Annotated in this window: 16 protein-coding genes; 9 read left to right on the top strand and 7 right to left on the bottom strand. The window is 74.5% G+C overall.

All coding sequences use genetic code 11. From position 1 onward, the window contains the following. Positions 1-126: 126 nt before the first annotated feature. Genes ACZ4IF_RS22720 through ACZ4IF_RS22705 form a run of 4 tightly spaced genes read left to right on the top strand, consistent with a single transcriptional unit; the run spans position 127 to position 5225 of the window. The gene (locus ACZ4IF_RS22720; protein WP_359490110.1) at positions 127-741 is read left to right on the top strand and encodes a (2Fe-2S)-binding protein; all 615 of its coding nucleotides are present in this window, start codon (positions 127-129) and stop codon (positions 739-741) included. Next, on the top strand, positions 738-1730 hold the full coding sequence (locus ACZ4IF_RS22715; RefSeq protein ID WP_467565426.1) for an FAD binding domain-containing protein: 993 nt from the start codon (positions 738-740) through the stop codon (positions 1728-1730). The genes ACZ4IF_RS22720 and ACZ4IF_RS22715 overlap by 4 nt, the downstream gene beginning before the upstream one ends. Beyond that, positions 1727-3850, top strand: a complete 2124-nt coding sequence (locus ACZ4IF_RS22710; protein ID WP_467565424.1) for a xanthine dehydrogenase family protein molybdopterin-binding subunit — start codon at positions 1727-1729, stop codon at positions 3848-3850. Before ACZ4IF_RS22715 ends, ACZ4IF_RS22710 begins: the two co-directional genes overlap by 4 nt. Further along, positions 3843-5225 (top strand): XdhC family protein, encoded by a 1383-nt coding sequence (locus tag ACZ4IF_RS22705; RefSeq protein ID WP_467565422.1) that lies wholly within the window; start codon positions 3843-3845, stop codon positions 5223-5225. Before ACZ4IF_RS22710 ends, ACZ4IF_RS22705 begins: the two co-directional genes overlap by 8 nt. Positions 5226-5365: 140 nt before the next feature. On the opposite strand, the gene ACZ4IF_RS22700 is transcribed toward ACZ4IF_RS22705, so the two are convergent. Beyond that, positions 5366-6058, bottom strand: a complete 693-nt coding sequence (locus ACZ4IF_RS22700) for an HAD family hydrolase (protein ID WP_467565420.1) — start codon at positions 6056-6058, stop codon at positions 5366-5368. Positions 6059-6179: 121 nt separating this feature from the next. After that, the gene (locus ACZ4IF_RS22695; protein WP_467565418.1) at positions 6180-6656 is read right to left on the bottom strand and encodes an Lrp/AsnC family transcriptional regulator; all 477 of its coding nucleotides are present in this window, start codon (positions 6654-6656) and stop codon (positions 6180-6182) included. Positions 6657-6912: 256 nt separating this feature from the next. Between ACZ4IF_RS22695 and ACZ4IF_RS22690 the strand changes: the two genes are divergently transcribed. From ACZ4IF_RS22690 to ACZ4IF_RS22680, 3 genes are all read left to right on the top strand, one after another. Next, positions 6913-8400, top strand: a complete 1488-nt coding sequence (locus ACZ4IF_RS22690; RefSeq protein WP_467566020.1) for an FUSC family protein — start codon at positions 6913-6915, stop codon at positions 8398-8400. Between the two features lie 836 nt (positions 8401-9236). Continuing rightward, entirely contained in the window at positions 9237-10442 is a 1206-nt protein-coding gene (locus ACZ4IF_RS22685; protein ID WP_467566017.1) for a nitric oxide synthase oxygenase, read from the top strand. A gap of 60 nt (positions 10443-10502) precedes the next feature. After that, complete coding sequence (locus ACZ4IF_RS22680) at positions 10503-11549, top strand: lactonase family protein (protein ID WP_467565416.1); 1047 nt, start codon at positions 10503-10505, stop codon at positions 11547-11549. 239 nt (positions 11550-11788) lie between these two features. On the opposite strand, the gene ACZ4IF_RS22675 is transcribed toward ACZ4IF_RS22680, so the two are convergent. From ACZ4IF_RS22675 to ACZ4IF_RS22660, 4 genes are all read right to left on the bottom strand, one after another. After that, positions 11789-12709, bottom strand: a complete 921-nt coding sequence (locus ACZ4IF_RS22675) for a sirohydrochlorin chelatase (RefSeq protein ID WP_467565414.1) — start codon at positions 12707-12709, stop codon at positions 11789-11791. Between the two features lie 513 nt (positions 12710-13222). Next, positions 13223-14233: an N-acetylglucosamine kinase gene (locus ACZ4IF_RS22670; protein ID WP_467565412.1), complete on the bottom strand. Its 1011-nt coding sequence runs from the start codon at positions 14231-14233 to the stop codon at positions 13223-13225. Beyond that, on the bottom strand, positions 14230-14907 hold the full coding sequence (locus ACZ4IF_RS22665; protein ID WP_359490127.1) for a uracil-DNA glycosylase: 678 nt from the start codon (positions 14905-14907) through the stop codon (positions 14230-14232). Before ACZ4IF_RS22665 ends, ACZ4IF_RS22670 begins: the two co-directional genes overlap by 4 nt. A 246-nt stretch (positions 14908-15153) precedes the next feature. Beyond that, complete coding sequence (locus ACZ4IF_RS22660) at positions 15154-16296, bottom strand: WD40/YVTN/BNR-like repeat-containing protein (protein ID WP_467565410.1); 1143 nt, start codon at positions 16294-16296, stop codon at positions 15154-15156. Positions 16297-16511: 215 nt separating this feature from the next. Between ACZ4IF_RS22660 and ACZ4IF_RS22655 the strand changes: the two genes are divergently transcribed. Then, entirely contained in the window at positions 16512-17090 is a 579-nt protein-coding gene (locus tag ACZ4IF_RS22655) for an Rv1733c family protein (protein ID WP_467565408.1), read from the top strand. 293 nt (positions 17091-17383) lie between these two features. Here the strand turns inward: ACZ4IF_RS22655 and ACZ4IF_RS22650 are convergent, their stop codons facing one another. Then, positions 17384-19474 carry a HEAT repeat domain-containing protein gene (locus ACZ4IF_RS22650; RefSeq protein ID WP_467565406.1) on the bottom strand — a complete coding sequence of 697 codons (2091 nt, stop codon included), beginning with the start codon at positions 19472-19474 and terminating at the stop codon, positions 17384-17386. Between the two features lie 167 nt (positions 19475-19641). Between ACZ4IF_RS22650 and ACZ4IF_RS22645 the strand changes: the two genes are divergently transcribed. Continuing rightward, on the top strand, positions 19642-20034 hold the full coding sequence (locus ACZ4IF_RS22645; RefSeq protein ID WP_467565404.1) for an ArsR/SmtB family transcription factor: 393 nt from the start codon (positions 19642-19644) through the stop codon (positions 20032-20034). Positions 20035-20074 lie beyond the last annotated feature (40 nt).

The following is a 20074-nucleotide window of genomic DNA, read 5'->3' as shown; positions in this document are numbered from 1 at the left end:
GCTCCGTGTGGATGGCCGGAACCGATCGCCGACAGGCATTCTGGCGCACCCGGCGGGATGACGAGCCGCCACGGACCGCCCCCGTTCGACTTCGACGCGCACGACCCACGCGAAAGAAGGCTGATCATGGCCCCATCGACGTCCAGCGCCATCACTCTGAACATCAACGGCGAGAAGTACACGCTGCCCGTCGACCACCGCACCACCCTGCTCGACGCACTGCGCGAACAGCTCGACCTCACCGGTACCAAGAAGGGTTGTGACCAGGGACAGTGCGGTGCCTGCACGGTGCTCGTCGACGGTCGCAGGGCCGTGTCCTGCCTGCAACTGGCGGTCGCCGCCGAGGGCCACGAGATCACCACCATCGAGGGCGTGGCCGACGGTGAGCGGCTGCATCCGGTCCAGCAGGCGTTCCTCGACCTCGACGGCTACCAGTGCGGCTACTGCACCCCCGGCCAGATCTGCTCGGCGATCGCGGTGATCGAGGAGCACGCGGCGGGCTGGCCGAGCGCGGTGACCGACGACGTCCGCTCCGAAGCGGGCCCGCCACCGCTCACCGCCGAGGAGATCCGGGAGCGGATGAGCGGGAACCTGTGCCGCTGCGGCGCCTACGTGTCGATCGTCCAGGCGGTCGCACGGGCTGCCGAGGCCCACGTCCCGGCGGAGCCGGGCTCCGGACCGGCGCGCTCCGGGGCGCAGGGGTCCGGGACCGGTTCCGACGCCGAGGAGGTCGCGGCATGAAGGAGTTCGGATACGACCGCGCCCACGACGTCCAGGGCGCCGTCGCGTTGCTCGGCGGCGACCCCGAGGCCCGCTTCCTGGGCGGCGGCACCAACCTCGTCGACCTGATGAAGGCCGGCGTGGAACGGCCCAGCCGGCTCATCGACGTACGTGAACTGCCCCTCGGTCGAATCGAGTTCTCGCCCGAGGACGGGCTGCGCATCGGCGCCACCGTCACCAACAGCGAACTCGCCGCCCACCCCGAAGTGCGCCGGAACTACCCGGCGTTGGCGCAGGCGGTGCTCGCCGGAGCCTCCGGGCAGCTGCGCAACATGGCCACGGTCGGTGGGAACCTGCTCCAGCGCACCCGTTGCGGTTACTTCACCGATCTGACCAAGCCGTGCAACAAGCGGGCTCCCGGCAGCGGTTGTCCCGCCATCGAGGGCGAACACCACAACCACGCCGTTCTCGGGACCTCCGAGCACTGCGTGGCCACACACCCGTCCGACATGGCGGTGGCCCTCACCGCCCTCGACGCCGTCGTCGCCTACGAAACGGCCGACGGGCCGGGCGAGTTGCCCCTCTCCGATCTCTATCTGCCCGTCGGTGACACCCCGCATCTGGAGACGGCCCTGCCGGCCGGCGCGCTGATCACGGCCGTCACCCTGCCCGCCGCCCCCGTCGCCGCCACCTCGCGGTACCGGAAGGTGCGCGAGCGCGCCTCGTACGCGTTCGCGATCGGCTCGGTCGCCGCGGCCCTCGACGTCCGGGGCGAGGTCGTCCGGGATGTGCGGCTCGCCTTCGGCGCCGTGGCGTCACGGCCCTGGCGGGCCACGAAGGCCGAACGGCTTCTGACCGGGGGTCCGGTGAGCGCGGAGGCGTTCGCCGCCGCCGCGGACGCCGAACTGGCGGCCGCCCGTCCCCTGCCCCACAACGGCTACAAGGTGACCCTGATGCGCAATCTCGTCGTGGCCGTGCTGACCGAACTCGCCGAGGAGGCCGCCCGATGACCACGACCACCCCGACCGCCGCGGCGAGCCGGGCCGTCGGCACCGCGCACACCCGAGTGGAGGGCCTCGCCAAGGTCACGGGTGCCGCACGCTACGCCGGAGAGGTCCCGCATCCCGAACTGGCCCACGGCTGGCTCGTGTTGGCGACCGTGGCACGCGGGCGGGTCCGCTCGGTCGAGGAGGCGCCCGTGCTCGGCATGCCCGGCGTCCTCGCCGTGCTGCACCACGGCAACGCCCCACGGCTCGAAGCCGGTTACATGGGCGTCTTCGGACCGCCCGACCCGGTGCTCCAGCTCTTCCAGCACGACCGTGTGCCGTACGTCGGCTGGCCGGTCGCCCTGGTCGTCGCCGAGACGCCCGAGCAGGCCCGGGAGGCGGCGGAGGCCCTCACGGTGCGGTACGACGCCGAACCGCACGACGTGGCCTTCTTCGCCGGACACCCCGGCATGTACACCCCTGAGGGCGCCGAGGAGAGCAAGGGCGACCTGGAGGCCGAACTCGCCTCCTCGGCCGTCGTGGTGGACGCGGAGTACACCACTCCCGAGGAGCATCACAGCCCCATGGAGCCGCACGCGGCGACCGCCCGCTGGGACGGCGGCCGCCTGGAGGTCGTCGACTCCAACCAGGGCAGCCGGTTCGTGGCCGACGAGCTCGCGAAGCTCTTCTCGCTCGACCCGGAATCGGTGCGGGTGCGCTCCGAGCACGTCGGCGGCGGCTTCGGCTCCAAGGGAACCCGCCCGCACCAGGTCTCGGCGGCGATGGCCGCGACGGTCCTGCACCGACCCGTCCGCGTCACGCTGACCCGCCGGCAGATGTTCTCGCTCGTCGGCTACCGCAGCCCCACGGTGCAGCGGGTCAGGCTCGGCGCCGACCACGACGGCCGGCTGCGCGCCGTCGACCACGTGTCGGAGTGCCTGACCTCGACCGTCCATGAATTCGTGGAGCGGGCCGCGGACTTCGGGCATCCGCTGTACGACGCGAACGCTCACCACACGGCCAGCCGGGTCGTACGGCTCGATGTGCCCACACCGACGTGGATGCGGGCCCCGGGCGAGGCCCCCGGCTCGTTCGCGCTGGAGTCGGCGCTCGACGAGCTCGCCGAGAAGTGCGGCGTCGACCCGATCGCGCTGCGGGTGCGCAACGAGCCGTCCGTGGGCCCCTTGACCGGGCTGCCGTTCAGCAGCCGCAACCTCCTCGCCTGCTTCGAGGAGGGCGCCCGCCGGTTCGGCTGGGCGGACCGCGACCCACGTCCCGGCGTCCGCCGCGACGGACGCTGGATGCTCGGCACCGGCACGGCAGCCGCTGCCTTCCCCACGCTCTCCGCGCCTTCCACGGCCGCGGTGACGGCGGAGGCCGACGGCACGTTCACCGTGCGGATCACCGCCGCCGACATCGGCACCGGCGCACGGACGGCGCTGACGCAGATCGCGGCCGACGCGCTGGAGACGACACCCGGGCGCATCCGGATGCGCATCGCGGACAGCGACTTCGGCGCCGCGATCATGGCCGGCGGCTCGATGGGGACGCGCTCCTGGGCCTGGGCGATCACCGTCGCCGCGCGCGCCCTGCGGGAACGGCTCGTCCCGGGCGTGGCCCTTCCGCCGGAGGGGATCACCGAGCGGTCCGACACCTCCGCCGCGGTCGGCGCGCTCACGGAGAAGGAACGGCACGCCTTCGGGGCGCAGTTCGCCGAGGTCGCCGTGGACGTCGGCACGGGCGAGGTGCGGGTACGCCGCATGCTGGGGATCTTCGCGGCGGGCCGGATCGTCAATCCGCTGACCGCGCGCGGGCAGTTCGTCGGCGGCATGACCTGGGGCCTGTCCATGGCCCTCCACGAGGAGGCGACCCGGGACCAGGCCTCCGGCGGTCACGTCGGCGCCGACCTGGCCGGCTACCACTTCGCCGCGCACGCCGACGTGCCGGCCATCGAGGCGGACTGGGTGGACGACCCGGACCCGGACGACCCGGTCGGGATCAAGGGCATCGGCGAGATCGGCGTCGTGGGTGCGGCGGCGGCCGTCGCCAACGCGGTCTGGCACGCGACCGGCGTGCGCCACCGGAACCTGCCGATCCGGCCGGACCGCGTCCTGAACGCCGCCGGGGGAGCGCACGGTGCTTGACCTCGCCGACGAGCTGCACCGGTGGGTCGAGGAGGGCCGGGACTTCGCCGTCGCCACGGTCGTGGCGGTCGGCGGCAGCGCGCCGCGCGGTCCCGGCGCCGCCCTCGCCGTGGACGGCGACGGCACCGCCATCGGGTCCGTCTCCGGCGGCTGTGTCGAGGGGGCGGTGTACGACCTGTGCGTCGAGGCCCTCCAGGACGGGCGGGTGGTCCTCGAACGCTTCGGCTACAGCGACGAGGACGCCTTCGCGGTAGGCCTGACCTGCGGCGGGGTGCTCGACGTCCTCGTCATGCCGGTACGCGCGGACACACCGGCCCTCGCGGCCTGGCTGGCCGCCGCCGCGCGGGGCGAGGCGGTGGCGCTCGCCCGGGTGACCAGGGGGCCGGCCGACCTCCTGGGCGGTGCGCTGCTCGTGCACGCCGACGGGTCGTACGCGGGAGCCCTGACGGACGGCTCGAAACGGTCCGGCCCCGCCGCGGCGGCCGGGCCGTCGGGCTCCGCCCCGGTGACCGAGTCGGAGCGGGACGCGGTGGGAAGGGGGCCGTCGCGCTCCGCGACGGGGGCCGAGCCGAAGCCGGACGCGACGGAGGCCGAGCCGATCCGGGACGCGGTGCGGGCCGGGCCGAACCGGGACGCACTGACGCCCGGGCCGGAGCGGGAGGGTGTCGCCGGGGCCTCGTGGCCACGGGAAGGGGGCGTCGGTGCCGCGCTGGAAGCGACCGCGGCGGCCGAGGCCCGGGCCATGCTCGACGCGGGACGCACCGGCACCGTCGAGATCTCCGAGGACGGGGCGAACTGCCCTGGCGGAGTGACGTTGTTCGTGGAGTCCAGCGTGCCCCCGCCGCGGATGATCGTCTTCGGTGCCGTGGACTTCGCGGCGGCACTCGTCCGGGCGGGCAAGTTCCTCGGCCACCACGTGACCGTGTGCGACGCCCGCCCCGTCTTCGCGACCCGGGGCCGCTTCCCCGAGGCCGACGAGGTCGTGGTCGACTGGCCGCACCGCTATCTGCGGAACACCGCGACCGACCAGCGCACGGTCCTGTGCGTCCTCACCCACGACGCCAAGTTCGACATCCCCCTGCTGGAGACGGCACTGCGCCTGCCCGTCGCGTACATCGGCGCCATGGGGTCACGCCGCACCCACGAGGACCGCGAGCGGCGCCTGCGCGAGGTGGGCCTCACCGACCCGGAACTCGCGCGGCTGCGCTCGCCCATCGGTCTCGACCTCGGCGCCCGCACCCCTGAGGAGACGGCCCTGTCCATCGCCGCCGAGATCGTCGCGTCGCGGCGTGGCGGATCGGGCGTCCCGCTCACCGGCAACGGGCTGCCGATCCACCACGACCGGGTGACCGCACCGGTGGTCCGGGCTTCCTGACCGGCCGACGGCGGGACGAGATCGGGCCGGATCGCCTGGCCCGTCGGCCCGTCGGCCCGTCGGCCCGTCGGCCCGTCGGTCGGCCCGTCGGTCGGTCGGCCACGTCGGTCGGTCGGCCCGTCGGCCACGCCGGTCGGTCGTCAGCCGGCCGTACGCGGAGCGAGCCAGTCGTACGCGCCGCGCGCCGTGAACTCGGACTGGCCGCCGCGCAGCAGCAGTCCGGCCGTCGCGAAGGCCGGGTCGTCGGCCTGCGCGACGACGTAGGGGACCGCGATGCACCGCATCCCGGCGGCGTGCGCGGCGGCGACGCCCGGCGCGGCGTCCTCCAGGACCACGCAGTCGGCCGGTGCGGCGCCCAGGCGGCGAGCCGCTTCCAGGAAGACGTCGGGGGCGGGCTTGCCGTGCGCGACCTCGTCGGCCGAGACCACGGTCGGCATGTACGGGGCGAGGCCCGTGCCCGCCAGGATCGCTTCGATGGCCTCCGGCGAGGAACCGGAGGCCACCGCCATCGGGACGTCCTCGGCGGCCAGCAGTTCCACGAACTTCCGCATCTCCGGGTACACCTGCGTCGAGGCGCGGGCCAGCTCCAGGTAGCGGCGGTTCTTGTCGGTGAGCAGCGTGTCGAGCGGGGTCGCCAGACCGTAGCGCTCCTTCCAGAGGATGAGCGTCTCCTGGGTGCTGATGCCGACGTACTGCTCGTGGTCGGCCCAGGTGAAGTCCGTGACGCCCTGCTCGGCGAGGGTCCGGCGGCCCGCCTCGAAGTAGTTCGGCTCGCTGTCCACGAGCGTTCCGTCGAGATCGAAGATGACCGCCGTGGTGCCGAGGGTGCTCATGCGGACAAGGATGCCAAGTGCACGGCGGGCGGATCCGCTCGGCTCCACCGGGGCCCGGCCGGCGAACGAGCGCGGCCCCGGCCCACGGCCGGCCGGTGGTCGGCTCCCGGTCGTCCGGTGGTCAGCTCCGCGTACCGCGCCCGATCGACTCCACGAGGGGCAACAGCCGGTGCGGGACGCGCTCGCGCAGCGCCACCTCGGTGCGGGTGCGGACGACGCCCGGCAGGCTGATCAGGGCCTGGATCACGTCCTCCAGATGTGCGTTGTCCCGGGCCACCACACGGGTGAGCAGATCGCCGCCGCCGGTGATCGAGAACGCCTCGACGATCTCCGGCACGGCGGCCAGGGCGTCGCCGACCTCGTCGAGGTGGCCCTGCGTGACCTCGATGTGCACGAAGGCCAGGACCGGGTGTCCGAGGGCGGCGGGGGAGAGCGACGGGGCCGCTCCGGTGATCACGCCGTCGCGCTCCAGCCGGTCGAGGCGCGCCTGGAGCGTGCCGCGGGCGATGCCGAGGATGCGGGCGTACTCGCGCACGCTGGTGCGCGGTTGTTCGAGCAGCAGCCGCAGGATGCGGGTGTCGAGTTCGTCCACGGCCATGGTCCGTTGGTCTTCCTGTTGTCCTACGTGATCTCCCTCGACTGTACCAATGGCCCTCCCTGGGGTCCGCCTGTTGAGCCAGTTCCCGGCTGTTGCTTACCTTGTCTGTATTCATGGCGCTGCGCAGCGCCGGACGGCAAGGACGCCGGACCGGACCCGCGGCGCCATTCCCATGTCCTGAGGGCCGAGGCCCGTACGGACCCGTGCGCGGAAGGTGTCGATGCGAAGTGGGGGCGGGCCGCCGACGGTGAAGAAGATGTTCATGGCTCCGGACCCGGGGCTGTTCCGGCTGCGGGTCTCCCTGCGGGCCGTCCTCGGCATCGGTCTCGCGGTGACCGTGTGCGAACTGGCCGGGCTCTCCCTGCCCGCGTCCATCACGGGCGGTCTCGCCGCGCTTCTCGCACTGTTCACGGTGGGCGACCCGACCGTGCGTGGCCAGGCCGTCACCACCGCCCTGCTGCCGCTGGCCGGCTTCCCGGTCCTCGCGCTGGCGACCGCCCTGCACGGGACACCGGCGCTGCGCGACGCGACCTGGCTCGCCGTGATCTTCGCCGGTGTGTACGCCCGCCGCTGGGGTCCGCGCGGCCACGCCCTCGGCATCTTCGCGTTCATGATGTTCTTCACCACGCAGTTCCTGCACGCCGTTCCCGGCCAGCTTCCCCAGCTGTTCGGCGCCGTGGCGCTGGCGCTCACCGCGTCGTCCACCGTGCGTTTCGGCGCCTGGTGCGTCGAGCGGCGCACCCCGCTGCCCGCCGCGCCCGCGCCGCTGGACGGGCGCGGACTCGCACGCCCCGCCACGCGCCAGGCCTTCCAGGCGACCGCCGCCTGCGCGTTCGCGCTCACCGCGGGCCAGTTGATCTCCCACGACCGCTGGTACTGGGCCGTGGGCACCGCCTGGTGGATCTTCGTCAACACCGCCTCGCGCGGTGAGACGCTCGTCCGTGGTTTCCGGCGCGTCGTCGGCACGGTCACCGGCATCGTCGCCGGCCTGCTGATCGCCGTACCGCTGCACGGCGCCCCGGCACCCACCGCCGCGCTCGTCGCCGTCTGCGTCTTCGGGATCTTCTACACGGCGGCACCCTCGTACAGCTGGATGATGTTCTTCGTCACCGTGATGGCCGGACTGCTGTACGGGCTCCTCGGGGTGCTGCACCCCGGACTCCTCGGTCTCCGGCTGGCCGAGACCGGAGCGGGCGCCCTGGGTGCGGCGCTCGCCGTCGCGCTGGTCCTGCCCATCACGACGCACGCCGTCACCGACCGGTGGGTCGAGCGGGCCCTGCACGCGGTGCACGGCTGTACCGCCGCGGCGGCCGACCGGCTGGCGGGCGACGACCGGGCCGACCCGGCGCCGCGCGCGGGGGAGCTCGAAGCACTCCTGGGGCGCGTACGTCTGGCGCTCGCGCCCCTGGTGCATCCGCTCAACCCGATGCGTGCGCGCAAGGAGCGGGCCCGTCAGATCCTCGCGCTGCTCGACGACTGCGCCCGCGAGGTGCGGGGGCTCGCGGCCGTGGCCGCCGACCCTGACGCCTCGCACGACGCCCGTCTCACGGCGGCGTGCGGGCGGGTCGAGACCGCGATGGAGACCCTGGTCGGCGCCGTGCCGGGGCGTCCGACGACGGCCCGTCCGGCAGCCCCGGGGCACCACCCCGGAGCCGAGCAGGCCCTCGCCCACCTCCACGGTCTTGAGCGCGCGCTCCTGGCGCTCGCCGCGCCGCTGCGCGGTTCCCGGCTCATGGGTGCCTGAGCCCTTCCGGCGTCCGGGCCGGGTGGCGGACGTCCAGTGGCTCGGGTCCGCCGTCGCCCGGTGGACGGCGTGCCCCGGAACGCGTCACTTTTACCGGCCATGCAGAGGGTGGATCACCCCGTTGGCCGGGTAACCCCGCGGCTATCAGACGCACGGAACCCGCGGACCGTGCGGGAGGGCTCCGCGGGCGGAGCCCCTGGGGGGTGGCACCAATGCGGGACGTCCCTTGCAGAAGCGCGCACGAAGGCCGCTGCGCCGACGATCCGGACGCGGGGCATGCGGCCCCGGCCGCCGACGGTCCGGGCGGCTGGCTGGACCGGCTGGACCGGCTGGACCGGCTGGACGCCGGTCGCCGGCACGACGGCACGGACGCGGCCGGATGGCCGGATCCGGACCTGGGCGGCCGTCGGCCGGAGGGCGCCGACCCCCGGGTGCCGCAGCTGCCGGGCAGTCGTCGGTCCGACGACGGCGCCCCGCTCGCCCCGGAGGCGCGGGGCGGGGCCGGGACACGCGCCCGTCGGGACGCCGACGGTCCCGTACCGGGGCTCCGGGGGCGGCTGACGCCCGTCGGCCCGCCGGGCGGCGCCTCGTCCCGCCCCGCGACGACACCGGGTCCGAACGGGCCGGCCCGGCAGCCGGAACCGGGACCACGCGCCCTGCCGACGCGAACCACGCCGATGCGGACCACCGCGACCTCGCAGACCGAGCCCGCCACGCGTGACAGGGCCCGTCCGGCGGGCCACGACGCGCACGGCGGGAGCGCCTCGTCCGCTCACGACGCGACCGCACCGCCCGACTGCCCTGCCGCCGCCCCGCCGCGGAACCCGACCGGCTACCTGCCGTCCCCGTACGGCTCCGTATCGTCCGCGACCGGCCCCCTGCCGTCGGCCTCCGCCCCCGCACCGTCCGCGCACGGACCGGTCCCGGCGCCCGGCCCGCACGCACTGCTCCGGGCCGCCGTCGAGTTCCTCACCCTCCATCACGTCGAGCGACGCCTCGGTGATCCGGCCCGGAGGATCGCCGCCGTACGGGCCGAGTTGGCGGACACGGGGACGTACCGGCACACCACGGAGGAACTCGTCTTCGGCGCGCGCGTGGCCTGGCGCAACGCCAACCGCTGCATAGGGCGGCTCTACTGGCACTCCCTCCACGTGCGGGACCGCAGGGACGTGCACGGCGCGCAGGACGTCGCCGACGGGGCCGCGGACCATCTGCGGGAGGCCACCCGAGACGGCCGCATACGGGCGCTGATCACGGTGTTCGCGCCCGACGCACCGGGGCGGCCCGGCCCGAGGATCTGGAACGAGCAGCTCGTCCGGTACGCGGGCTACACGCGCCCGGACGGCAGCGTCACCGGCGACCCGCGCAACGCCGGACTCACCGCGTTCGCCCGGCGGCTCGGCTGGCCCGGCGGCCCCGGCACCGCCTTCGACGTACTGCCGTTGGTGATCGAGGGGACCGACGACAAACCCCGCTGGTTCGCCCTGCCGGACGACGCGGTGCTCGAAGTGGAGCTCGCCCATCCCGAGCACGACTGGTGGCGCACGCTCGGACTGCGCTGGCACGCAGTGCCGGCCCTCGCCAACATGTGCCTGGAGATCGGCGGCATCTGCTACCCGGCCGCGCCCTTCAACGGCTGGTACATGGGCACCGAGATCGGTGCCCGCAACCTCGCCGACACCGACCGCTACGACCTGCTGCCGCGCATCGCGGACCGCCTCGGCCTGGACACCCGCACCGACCGCTCCCTGTGGAAGGACCGCGCGCTCGTCGAACTGAACCGGTCCGTGCTGCACTCCTTCGACCTGGCGGGCGTCACGGTCACCGACCACCACACCGAGTCCCGGCGCTTCCTCACCCACCTGGGGCGCGAGGAGCGCCGGGGGCGGCGGGTGGGCGCGGACTGGTCGTGGATCGTGCCGCCGATCTCCGGGAGCGCCACCCCGGTCTTCCACCGCACCTACGAGACCCTCGAACGCCGCCCCGCCTACGTGCACCATCCCGAGGCCTTGGAGCGGGCCAAGGGCACGCCCCTGGTCTAGACCGCAGCGCCGCTGCTGCTACCGTCGCCCCGGACTACGCGGGACCGAGAGGGGACGGCAGTGGCAGACGGCGGCAGGCGGCGACAGCGGGCGTTCATCGGCTCGTTCACGGCGGCGGGAGGGCTCGGCGTCCTCACGACGGCCGTGGACCCGGACAGCGGCGCCCTGACCGTCCTGAGCGCGGTCGACGGCGTCCCCGATCCCTCCTACCTCGCGCTGTCGCCCGCGGGCGACATGCTGTACGCGGTGAGCGAGACGGCTGACGGGGGCGTGGCCGCCTACCGGGTCCACGAGGACAAGCCGGAGCTGACGGGACCGCCCGTGCCGGTCGGCGGCAGCGGTCCCACGCACCTCAGCGTGTTCTCCGGACACGTCCTGACCGCCAACTACGGCTCCGGCAGCGTCACGGCCGTGCCGGTCGACCCCGTCGGCGGGCTGGCGGCCGGCGCCTCCGGAGTGCTCCAGCACACCGGCTCCGGCCCGCACACCCCGCGTCAGCAGGGCCCGCACGCCCACCAGGTGCAGCCCGACCCGAGCGGCCGATGGGTGGTGAGCGTCGACCTCGGCACGGACTCCGTACGCGTGTGCGCCCTGGACGGCGGAAGGCTCACCCTCCACCGCGAGATCGCCCTCCGGCCCGGCTCGGGCCCCCGCCACCTGGCCTTCCACCCGCGAGGCGAACACGCGTACGTCCTCAACGAACTCGCACCCACCGTCACCGTCTGCCGCTGGGACGCCGCGGACGGCGGGTTGCGGCCGGTCGGCGAGACTCCGGTGCTGTCCGGCGTCCCGAGCGGTGACGCGTACCCCTCGGGGATCGTCGTGTCGCCCGACGGCCGGTTCGTGTGGACCGCGACGCGGGGTCAGGACGTCGTCTCCGTGCTCGCCCCGGACGCGGTCGGCGAGGGGCTGCGACTCGTGGCGACGGTGCCCTGCGGCGGCGTGTGGCCGCGAGCGCTGGCCCTCGACCCCACCGGCCGGTTCCTGTACTGCGCGAACGAGCGCTCCGGTGACGTGACCTGGTTCGTGGTCGACCCGGACACCGGCATGCCGCGACGGGGCGGCTCGGTCGCGGCACCGGCCGCGTCCTGCGTCGTCTTCGACTGACCTGCGCTCCCCGGCCCGGCCACGGGCCTGGACGAACCCGTCCCGGGCTCCCAGGACGCCCAGGTCCTCCCGCCCGTGACGTCCGAGCCTCCCTCGCGTGACGCCCGGGGACTTCGGCTCATGGCGTCCGGGGCACCTGTCCAGACCTGACCGGCCGCGTGTCATGAACGACCGCCCATGCGAAGGGGCCCGCTCCAGGAACGGAGCGGGCCCCTTCGGGGTGCTGGTGTGCCGGACGGCTAGTGGGTCGGAGTGCCCTGCGGCTGCTGCGGGGCGATGCCCAGCGCAGTCGTGTACTTGGCCAGCGCCAGCTTGCCGATCGCCGGGTACGGGCCGAGCGCCTCGGCGGCGGCGCAGCCCGCCTCCTTGGCGGCCGCGTCGAGCAGACCCGCGTCGAGCTCCGGCCCGATCAGGTACGGCGCGAGGGCCAGCTGCTGCGAACCCGAACCGCGCAGCTGCTCGGCGGTGGCCGCGATCGCGCCCTCCACGTCGAGCGCCGCCGCCATCACCGGGACGGCGAGCCGGGCAGCGAGCAGCATGCCGGTGATCCCGGCCGCCTGCACGGCCTCCTCGCCGCCGACGGAGGCCAGGATGATGCCGTCCGCGGCGGTCGCGACGGTGAACAGCCGGGCGCGGTCGGCGCGGGCCAGACCGGCCTCGGACAGGCGTACGTGCAGCGCCTCGGCGAGCAGGGGGTGCGGGCCGAGGACATCCGTCAGGTCGGCCGCGACACGGCTCTCCATGACGGCCTGGCGGACGCGGCGGAGCAGCGCGTTGTCCGGACCGGCGAGCAGCGGCACCACGACGGCGACCGGCCCGTCGGGCTCGGCCACGTCCGCACCGGCGGCGCGGGCCTGCTCGAAGCGCGCGGTGCGCTCCTCGGCGGCGTGGGTCAGCACGGACTGCAGCGTGGGGAATTCGTCGTCCCCGTCCAGGTACCCGATACGGGCGTCGAGGCCGGGGAGCTCGGAGCGCGCGATGCTCACGACCTCCTCGGCGAGGCTGCGCGTGGCGGCGCTGGGGGTGCCCGGCACCGCGAGGACGAGCGCGGGCGCGCCCTCAGGAGCCGCCAGGGGTTCCGGACGGCGGTGCCGGCCGGGCTGGCGGGGTCGCGGCATTCGTACTGGCAGGCCGGACGCGGGCCCAGTGGGGGAGCTCATGGCGCCGCATGTTACTGGCTTCTTGGGCTCCCCTGTTCGGGGAGGGTGCAGGTGAGCGGTATCCGTCCGCTTTTGTCTGATGAGTTACGTACGGATCGGAACTGATCGGTACCAACCCACTTGTGAGTCGAGTGAGATGCGGGAGTGTTCGGCACACGTGTCACCTTCAGGTGTCCGACACAGCCGAACAATCCCCCATGTCGGGCATGGAATTCAGCCGCCAGGCGCTGACCAGGGAGAGCGCCCGACGGGATGACGCGGCCCGGCCGACTCGCGCGCTCGCCGCGGACCGGCGCCTGTCGGGTGCGCGTGCCGCGCCGGGCCGTGAATCGATGTCGGATGCGGCCGGCCGTCCGGCTCCGGCCGTCCGTTTCCAGGAGTTCATCCGTCCGCGTCCGTTTCCGGCAGTCCATCCGTCGAAGTCTGTTTCCGGCCGTGGGTCCGTCGACGTCTCTTTGAGGCTGTGTGTCTTTCCGGCTGTGCGTCGCCCTGCGGTCCGTGGCGGGCGTCCCGCTAGGGCTCTTCGGTCACCACGTACAGCATCCGCTCGTCCCTGGGCAGCGTGAGCCGGTCGTCGGCCAGGTCGGCGGCGATACGCACGGCGCCGTCCAGCGGGTCGCCCGCGGCCGGTACCTGCCGGGCGTGCGGCAGCTGTCGTGCCAACTCCTCGCGCAGCGGCCCGAGCAGTGGCTCACCCATCTTGAACAGGCCACCGGTCAGGGCGACCCGGGCCTCGCCGCCGTCCGGGCAGACCGCCGCCGCGGACTCGGCCATGTGTGCCGCCGCTGAGCGCAGGATCTCGGCCGCCACCGGATCGGCCGCGGCGCAGGCCGCGACCTCGGGGGCGAAGGACGCGAGCGCGGCGGGCCGGTCCGTGCGCGGGTACAGCCGGGCCGGCAGCCCCGGCACCGGCCCGAACATCTCCTCCGCCCGCTCCAGCAGGGCCGCGGAACCGCCCCGGCGGCCGTCGAAGGCCCGTACGGCCGCCTCCAGGCCGGCGCGACCGATCCAGGCTCCGCCGCCGCAGTCCCCGAGCAGATGGCCCCATCCGTCGGCTCGTCGCCAGCGGGTCAGATCGGTGCCGACCGCGATCAGTCCGGTGCCCGCGGCGATAACGGCACCCGCACGCAGGCCGAGGGCGCCGGTGTACGCCGTCACCGCGTCGGCGACCAACGCGAGCCGCCGCACGCCCAGTTCACGCTCCAGCGCGGACGGAAGGTCGGCGCGCAACTCGTCACCGAGCGTGGCGAGTCCGGCGGCCCCGACGGCGACGGCCGCGATTCCGTCGGCGCCCGCCACCGCCATCAACCGGCGTGCCATCGGCACCAGTTGTCCGGCCAGATGAGCCGCGTCGATGCCGCGCGGTCCCGTCCGGACCGGCTCCCGGGAGGTCAGGGGCGCGCCGAGTCGTTCGGGGGGAGCGCCGGGGTCCCGACCATGTGCGGCCAGCACCGCGCGCAGTCCCGAGCCGCCCGAGTCGACGGCGAGTACGGCGGTCGGTGCCGGTGCGGCGCCGGCCGTCACGGCAGGCGCCAGTCCACCGGCTGGGCCCCCTGCCGGGCCAACAGGTCGTTGGCCCGGCTGAAGGGCCGGGAACCGAAGAAGCCGCGGTCCGCCGACATGGGGGAGGGGTGCGCGGACTCCACCGCGGGCAGGTCGCCGAGGAGCGGGCGCAGATTCCTGGCGTCGCGGCCCCACAGGATCGACACGAGAGGCCGCCCCCGCGCGGCGAGCGCCCGTATCGCCTGCTCGGTGACCTCCTCCCAGCCCTTGCCGCGGTGTGCGGCCGGGGTGCGCGGGGCCGTGGTGAGTGCCCTGTTGAGCAGGAGCACGCCCTGCCGGGTCCAGGGGGTGAGGTCGCCGTTGGACGGCTGGGGCAGGCCCAGGTCGCTGTTGAGCTCGCGGAAGATGTTGATCAGGCTGCCCGGCAGCGGACGCACGTCCGGGGCCACCGAGAACGACAGCCCCACCGCGTGCCCCGGAGTGGGGTAGGGGTCCTGCCCGACGATGAGGACGCGAACCTCGTCGAAGGGCTGCTGGAAGGCCCGCAGGACGTTCGCCCCCGACGGGAGGTAGGTGCGTCCGGCGGCGATCTCCGTGCGCAGGAAGTCGCCCATCCCGGCGATCTGTCCCGTCACGGGTTCGAGGGCTTTCGCCCAGCCCGGTTCGACGATTTCATGCAACGGTCGTGGTGCCACGGGCGTCACCCTACTGCCGTACACACGGCGGAGATCAAACCGGTGGGCCCGCGGCGACCGGGCCTGACCGATCCGTCGACGAACCGAGCGCTCCCGGGGCAGGGTTCGCGACTTCCTGGCCCGCTCCGTTCCGGTTCACCCTCCGTCGCGACGGGCACCCCGGGACCGGCCCGGAGGCCTCCCTCCGCACGGCACTTCGCTGTTGTCCCTCCCGGGATACCCACCGGCGTCTCTCCCCCGATCGCCTCAGCCGATGACAGCCGCGCGTACGCACAGCACGTCCGGCAGATGCGAGGCCAGTTGCCTCCAGCTGTCGCCGTCGTCGGCCGAGGCGAACACCTCGCCGTTGCGGTTGCCGAAGTACACGCCGGCCGGGTCGGCGTCGTCCGTGCACAGCGCGTCGCGCAGCACCGTGCCGTAGTGGTCCTCGGCGGGCAGGCCGGCGGTCAGCGGCTCCCAGCTCTTGCCCGCGTCCGACGTGCGGAAGACGCGACAGCGCCGGTCGGCGGGGACGCGGTCCGAGTCGGCGGTGATCGGGAAGTTGTACGCCGTGTCGCCGCGGTGTGGATGCGCGGCGACGGCGAACCCGAACGTGGACGGCAGAGCGTCGCCGATGTCCGTCCAGTGCGCGCCCGCGTCGTCACTGCGGTACACGCCCCAGTGGTTCTGGAGATACAGCCGGTCGGGGTTCGCGGCGTCCCGCGCGACCTTGTGCACGCACTGGCCGAACTCCGGGTTCGGGTCCGGGAGGAACACCGCGGAGACACCGGAGTTGGAAGGGGCCCAGCTCGCGCCGCCGTCCTCGGTGCGGAAGACGCCCGCCGTGGAGACGGCGACCGTCACGGCGCGCGGATCACGGGCGTCGGTGAGGATGGTGTGCAGCCCCTCGCCACCGCCGCCGGGCACCCACTTCGAGCGGGTGGGGTGCTCCCACAGCGGACGGACGAGCTCGAAGGACTCGCCACGGTCCTCGGAGCGGTACAGCGCGGCGGGCTCGGTGCCCGCGTACACCACGTCCGGCTCGGCGGCCGCCGGGTGCAACTGCCAGACCCGCTCCAGCGAGGCACCCGTGTCCTTGGGGAACTTGACGGCGGGCTGCGCCGGCTCGGTCCATGTCCGGCCCAGGTCGTCCGAGTGGAACACGGACGGCCCCCAGTGCGCGCTGTCCCCGCCGACCAGCAGCCGGGGACGCTCGCCGCGGGTGTCGATCGCGACCGAGTACACCGCCTGTGCGTTGAAGTACGGACTGTCGTCGAACTCCCAGGCGCTGCCGCGCCGTCGTCCGATGAACAGCCCCTTGCGCGTGCCTACCGTGAGCAGAACGTCGGCCATGCCGACCACCTCCGCGACGTCGTTGTCCCAGACACCGGCCAGTCTGCACCCCGCCACTGACAGTCACCCCTGAACTCGTCGTCCGCCCAGGTCGCGGACGCCGTGTCGGGTCGCTGGCGGCAATCCCTTCGAGCTGCCCCCCGGCACACATGCGGCGTACCGTGATTCCAGGGACGGACGAGTCGACCGACCCGGCCTGAGCGTCCAGAGGGCCGAGCGCGTATGGGAGGGGGACGGGGCGTTTCCGTGCGGCTGTGAGGAGGATGCCATCGATGGCGGCATTCCGAGGTCCGAAGGTCTGGCTGTGGCGGTGGCGACGCAATCCGTTGCGGCGCCGCAGCGACGCCCTGGAGGCCTGGATCATGCTCGCCGCCTGGGTGCTCATCGTGCTCAGCGGCGTCTTCACCGGTCTGCTGACCGCGCGGACCGTCGAGCGGGGCCTCGCCGTGGAACGCGCCCAGTGGCGGTCCGTCGCGGCCCAGGTCACCGAGAACGCGGTCGGTTCCGGGGCCACGGAGTCCGCGAGCGGCCTCGTCTGGGCGAAGGTCCGCTGGACCGGGCCCGACGGCTCCGCCCACACCGGCCAGGCGAGGGTCTACGCCGGGACGGAGGCGGGCACCCCGGTCACCGTGTGGACCGACCGGCAGGGGCGCCTCGTCACCAAACCCGCCACCGCCTCGCAGGCACAGTCCCGGTCCGCCATGGTCGGTGTCCTCGTGGGCGTGAGCGCGGCGGCCGTGCCTTTCGTCGGCGGCCGGCTGATACGGGGTCGTCTCGAAAGGCGCCGCATGGACCAGTGGGACCAGGAGTGGGCACGGATAGGACCCAGATGGGGCCGGACGGCGAGCTGAGCCCCGGACGAGCGTCCCCGCCGACCTCGCGCACTGCGCCTCGGACGCCGTGAGCCGCCCCCGGGCGTCGTCAGCGGTCCCCTCGGCGGTGTGGGCCGCTGGTCGGGCACGGTGGGGGTCCGCCTCGGTGCAGAGGGCCGCTCCGTCGACGGCTGCGGGCCGCTCCGCTCGATGTCGAGGGTCGCTCCCCGGGGCTCCGGGATCGGTTCCCTCGGGCTCGCGGGTGGCTCCTCGGATGTCGGCCGCTCTCTCGGCGCCGCACGCCGCAGGGGCCCTCCGGGGGCCCGTCGGCGCTATGCCGCGTCCAGCACCGTGCGGCAGTCCCGCAGCAGTCGTTCGTCCTCCAGGATGTCGTGGCTGCCGTAGCCGCCGGACCGCGCCCGGTGCCGCCGCGGAGCGGCCAGCTCCGCGTGGACCAGATCGTGGACGGGCTCCGCCGCGCCGCCCATCCGGACGAGACACGCGGCTATCGTGCCGCGCGTGTACGCGTTCTCGTGCCAGGCGGTGCGGAACACCCGCAGCACGGGCGCCGGATCGCCGGCGATGTCCCAGAGCGCGCAGGCGGCGGCCGTCCGCTCCCAGACCTCGGCCGACTCCGCGAGCCGCCGCAGCTCCGGAAGCGCGGCGGCGGCGGCCGGCCCCACGCGGCCGAGGGCGTCCGCCGCCGGCCGCGCGCGGCCCGTGCCCTCCTCCGCGAGCCCCCGTATCAGCGGCGGAAGCACCGCGGTCAGGTCCCCCTCGACCGCCCAGAGCGCGGCGGCCGCCGGGACGGCGCTCGGACCGTCCAGCAGCTCGCGCAGCACCGGCGTCGCCGTCCGCGCGCCGGCCCCGAACGTCCCGAGCGTCCCGGCGAGCGCGCTCACGAGCGAGTCCCGCAGCGACAGCGTGCCGGGCGCGCCGTGCAGCAGCCGGAGCACTTCCGGCACCGCGGCGTCGTGCCGCAGCCTGCCGAGCGCGGACAGCAGCGGCGCGGCCCGGCCGTACGTCTCCCGTGAGTCCAGGGGCACCTCGCCGAGGCGCTGCCGCAGCAGCGGGGCGAGGGGCGCGGCGGCCGGGCCCAGGTACTCGATCGCGCGACCGACCTCGTTCGGGACGACCGGCTGGGTCAGCACCTGGGCCAGGGCGGGAACGGCCCGGGGATCCCCGGCCCTGGCCAGGGCCTTCAGCGGGCGGCCCAGGGTCGGCGTGCCGGAGCCCCAGGCGTGCGGGTCCGACTCCACCAGAGCGGCGAGCCGGTCGGCGGCGGGCGCCGCGAGGGTGAAGAGGGACTCCAGGACCGACACCGCGGCGTGGCGCAGACGCTCCTCGTCCGAGGCGAGTTGCTCACCGATCAGGGCGATCGGTTCCTCGTACGTGGCGCGCCACTCGCGGAACAGTCCCGCGGACATCCACACCGCGTTGCACCGGTCGGCCGCGTCCTCGCCGGTCAACTGCCCTTCGAGCAGGGCGATCCGGTCGGCGGTGCGGGAACCGAGTGCCGTGTGGAGCGTGCGCAGCAGCTGCGAGCCCTCCTCGTCCGCGGGCCGCATGCGGCGCAGATGTCCGACGAGCGTGTCGGTGCCGGTCCGCCCGGGCTCCTCCGACCCGCGGGCGCAGCGCGACCGGGCGCGGAGCAGGGCGATGACGGTGGGCACCAGGTCGGCGGGGAGGCGGTCGGGTGCGCACCCCGCGAGCTGGCCGAGCGCGGCGAGCCGCAGCCCCGGGTCGTGCGGGGCGGCGCACAGCGCGGTCAGGCGGTCCACCGCCGGTGCGCCGACCCCGGCGTGCAGTCGCGCGAGCAGTCCGATGCCCTCGGCGAGGGCCAGCCGGACGCCGCCCTCCTCCTCGGCGTCGAGCCGCTCCGTCAACAGGCCGAGCACGTATTCCGGTTCGCCGAGGAAGCGGACGAGCGCGGCCGGCACCGCGCGCCGTACCTCCGGGTCCTCGTCCGCGACCAGGCCGACGAAGGCCGCGGCGCCCGCCCGTATCGCCGCACGGGCCATGGCCCGATTGTCGTCGCCGTCCTCGCCGTCCTCGCCGTCCTCGCCGTCCTCGCCGTCCTCGCCGTCCTCGCCGCGGACCGGCGTGGTGACATCCTCCACGGCGTCCTCGGCATCGTCGGCATCGTCGTCCCCTCCGCCGATGCTGACGAGCAGTTCCACGATGCCGCCGCGGTCGGGGACTTCCGCGTGACCGACGAGCTCGAACAGGAAGGGGATGCAGGCCAGCGTCGAGTCGTACACGTCGCCCTGGTGGTGCACCGCACCGTACATCCCGTCGAGCGCCCGCTCGCGCTCCTCGGGGTTCACCGCGGCGAGCCCGCGCAACAGCGCCGGCACGTCCTCGGCGCTTCCGTACGCATGCTCCATCGAAGCCCAGCCGACCTCGTCGATCCCCCTGAACACGGCGTCCTCCCCAGGCATCCGGCAACTGATCGAGAGTGTGCACCACGGCACTGACAGTGACGTCCGGAAGCGTGCCGGGCGACGGCCGTAGGCGCCATGGCCGGAGTCCTGGACCGGGGCGATTCGCACGGGCGGGCCGACGGTCGGTCGGACGGGAGGACACGGCGGTGGCGGCAGAGGTCGGGGGCTTCGAGGACCCGTCCGCCGAGGTGCCGGCGGAGGCGGCCGCGGCGTTCGGGCTGCTCGCGTCGCCGGCGCGGCTGCACATCGTCTGGGCGCCGGCGCAGGGCGAGAGCGACGTGACCGGCCTCGCCGAGCGGGTCGGCGGCGCGCTGCCCGCGGTGAGCCAGCATCTGACCAAGCTGAAATTGGCCGGTCTCGTACGGTCCCGGCGCGCGGACCGGCGGCAGGTCCACTTCGTCGACGACCCGGACGTCGTGACCGTCGTGCGCCTCGTGGTGGGCCAGTTGACCGACCGCGCCGCCCCGGCCGATCGCACCGCCGCCGGCGGTCGCACCGCGCGCGGGGCGCTGCGACGCATCCGCGGCGTCGGCGCCTGAGACCGTCTTGGCACCCGGCACGACCGCGACGTCGACGCGG

It is taken from the genome of Streptomyces sp. NPDC025784 (assembly GCF_055558435.1).
This window is presented reverse-complemented; position numbering and strand designations above follow the sequence as displayed.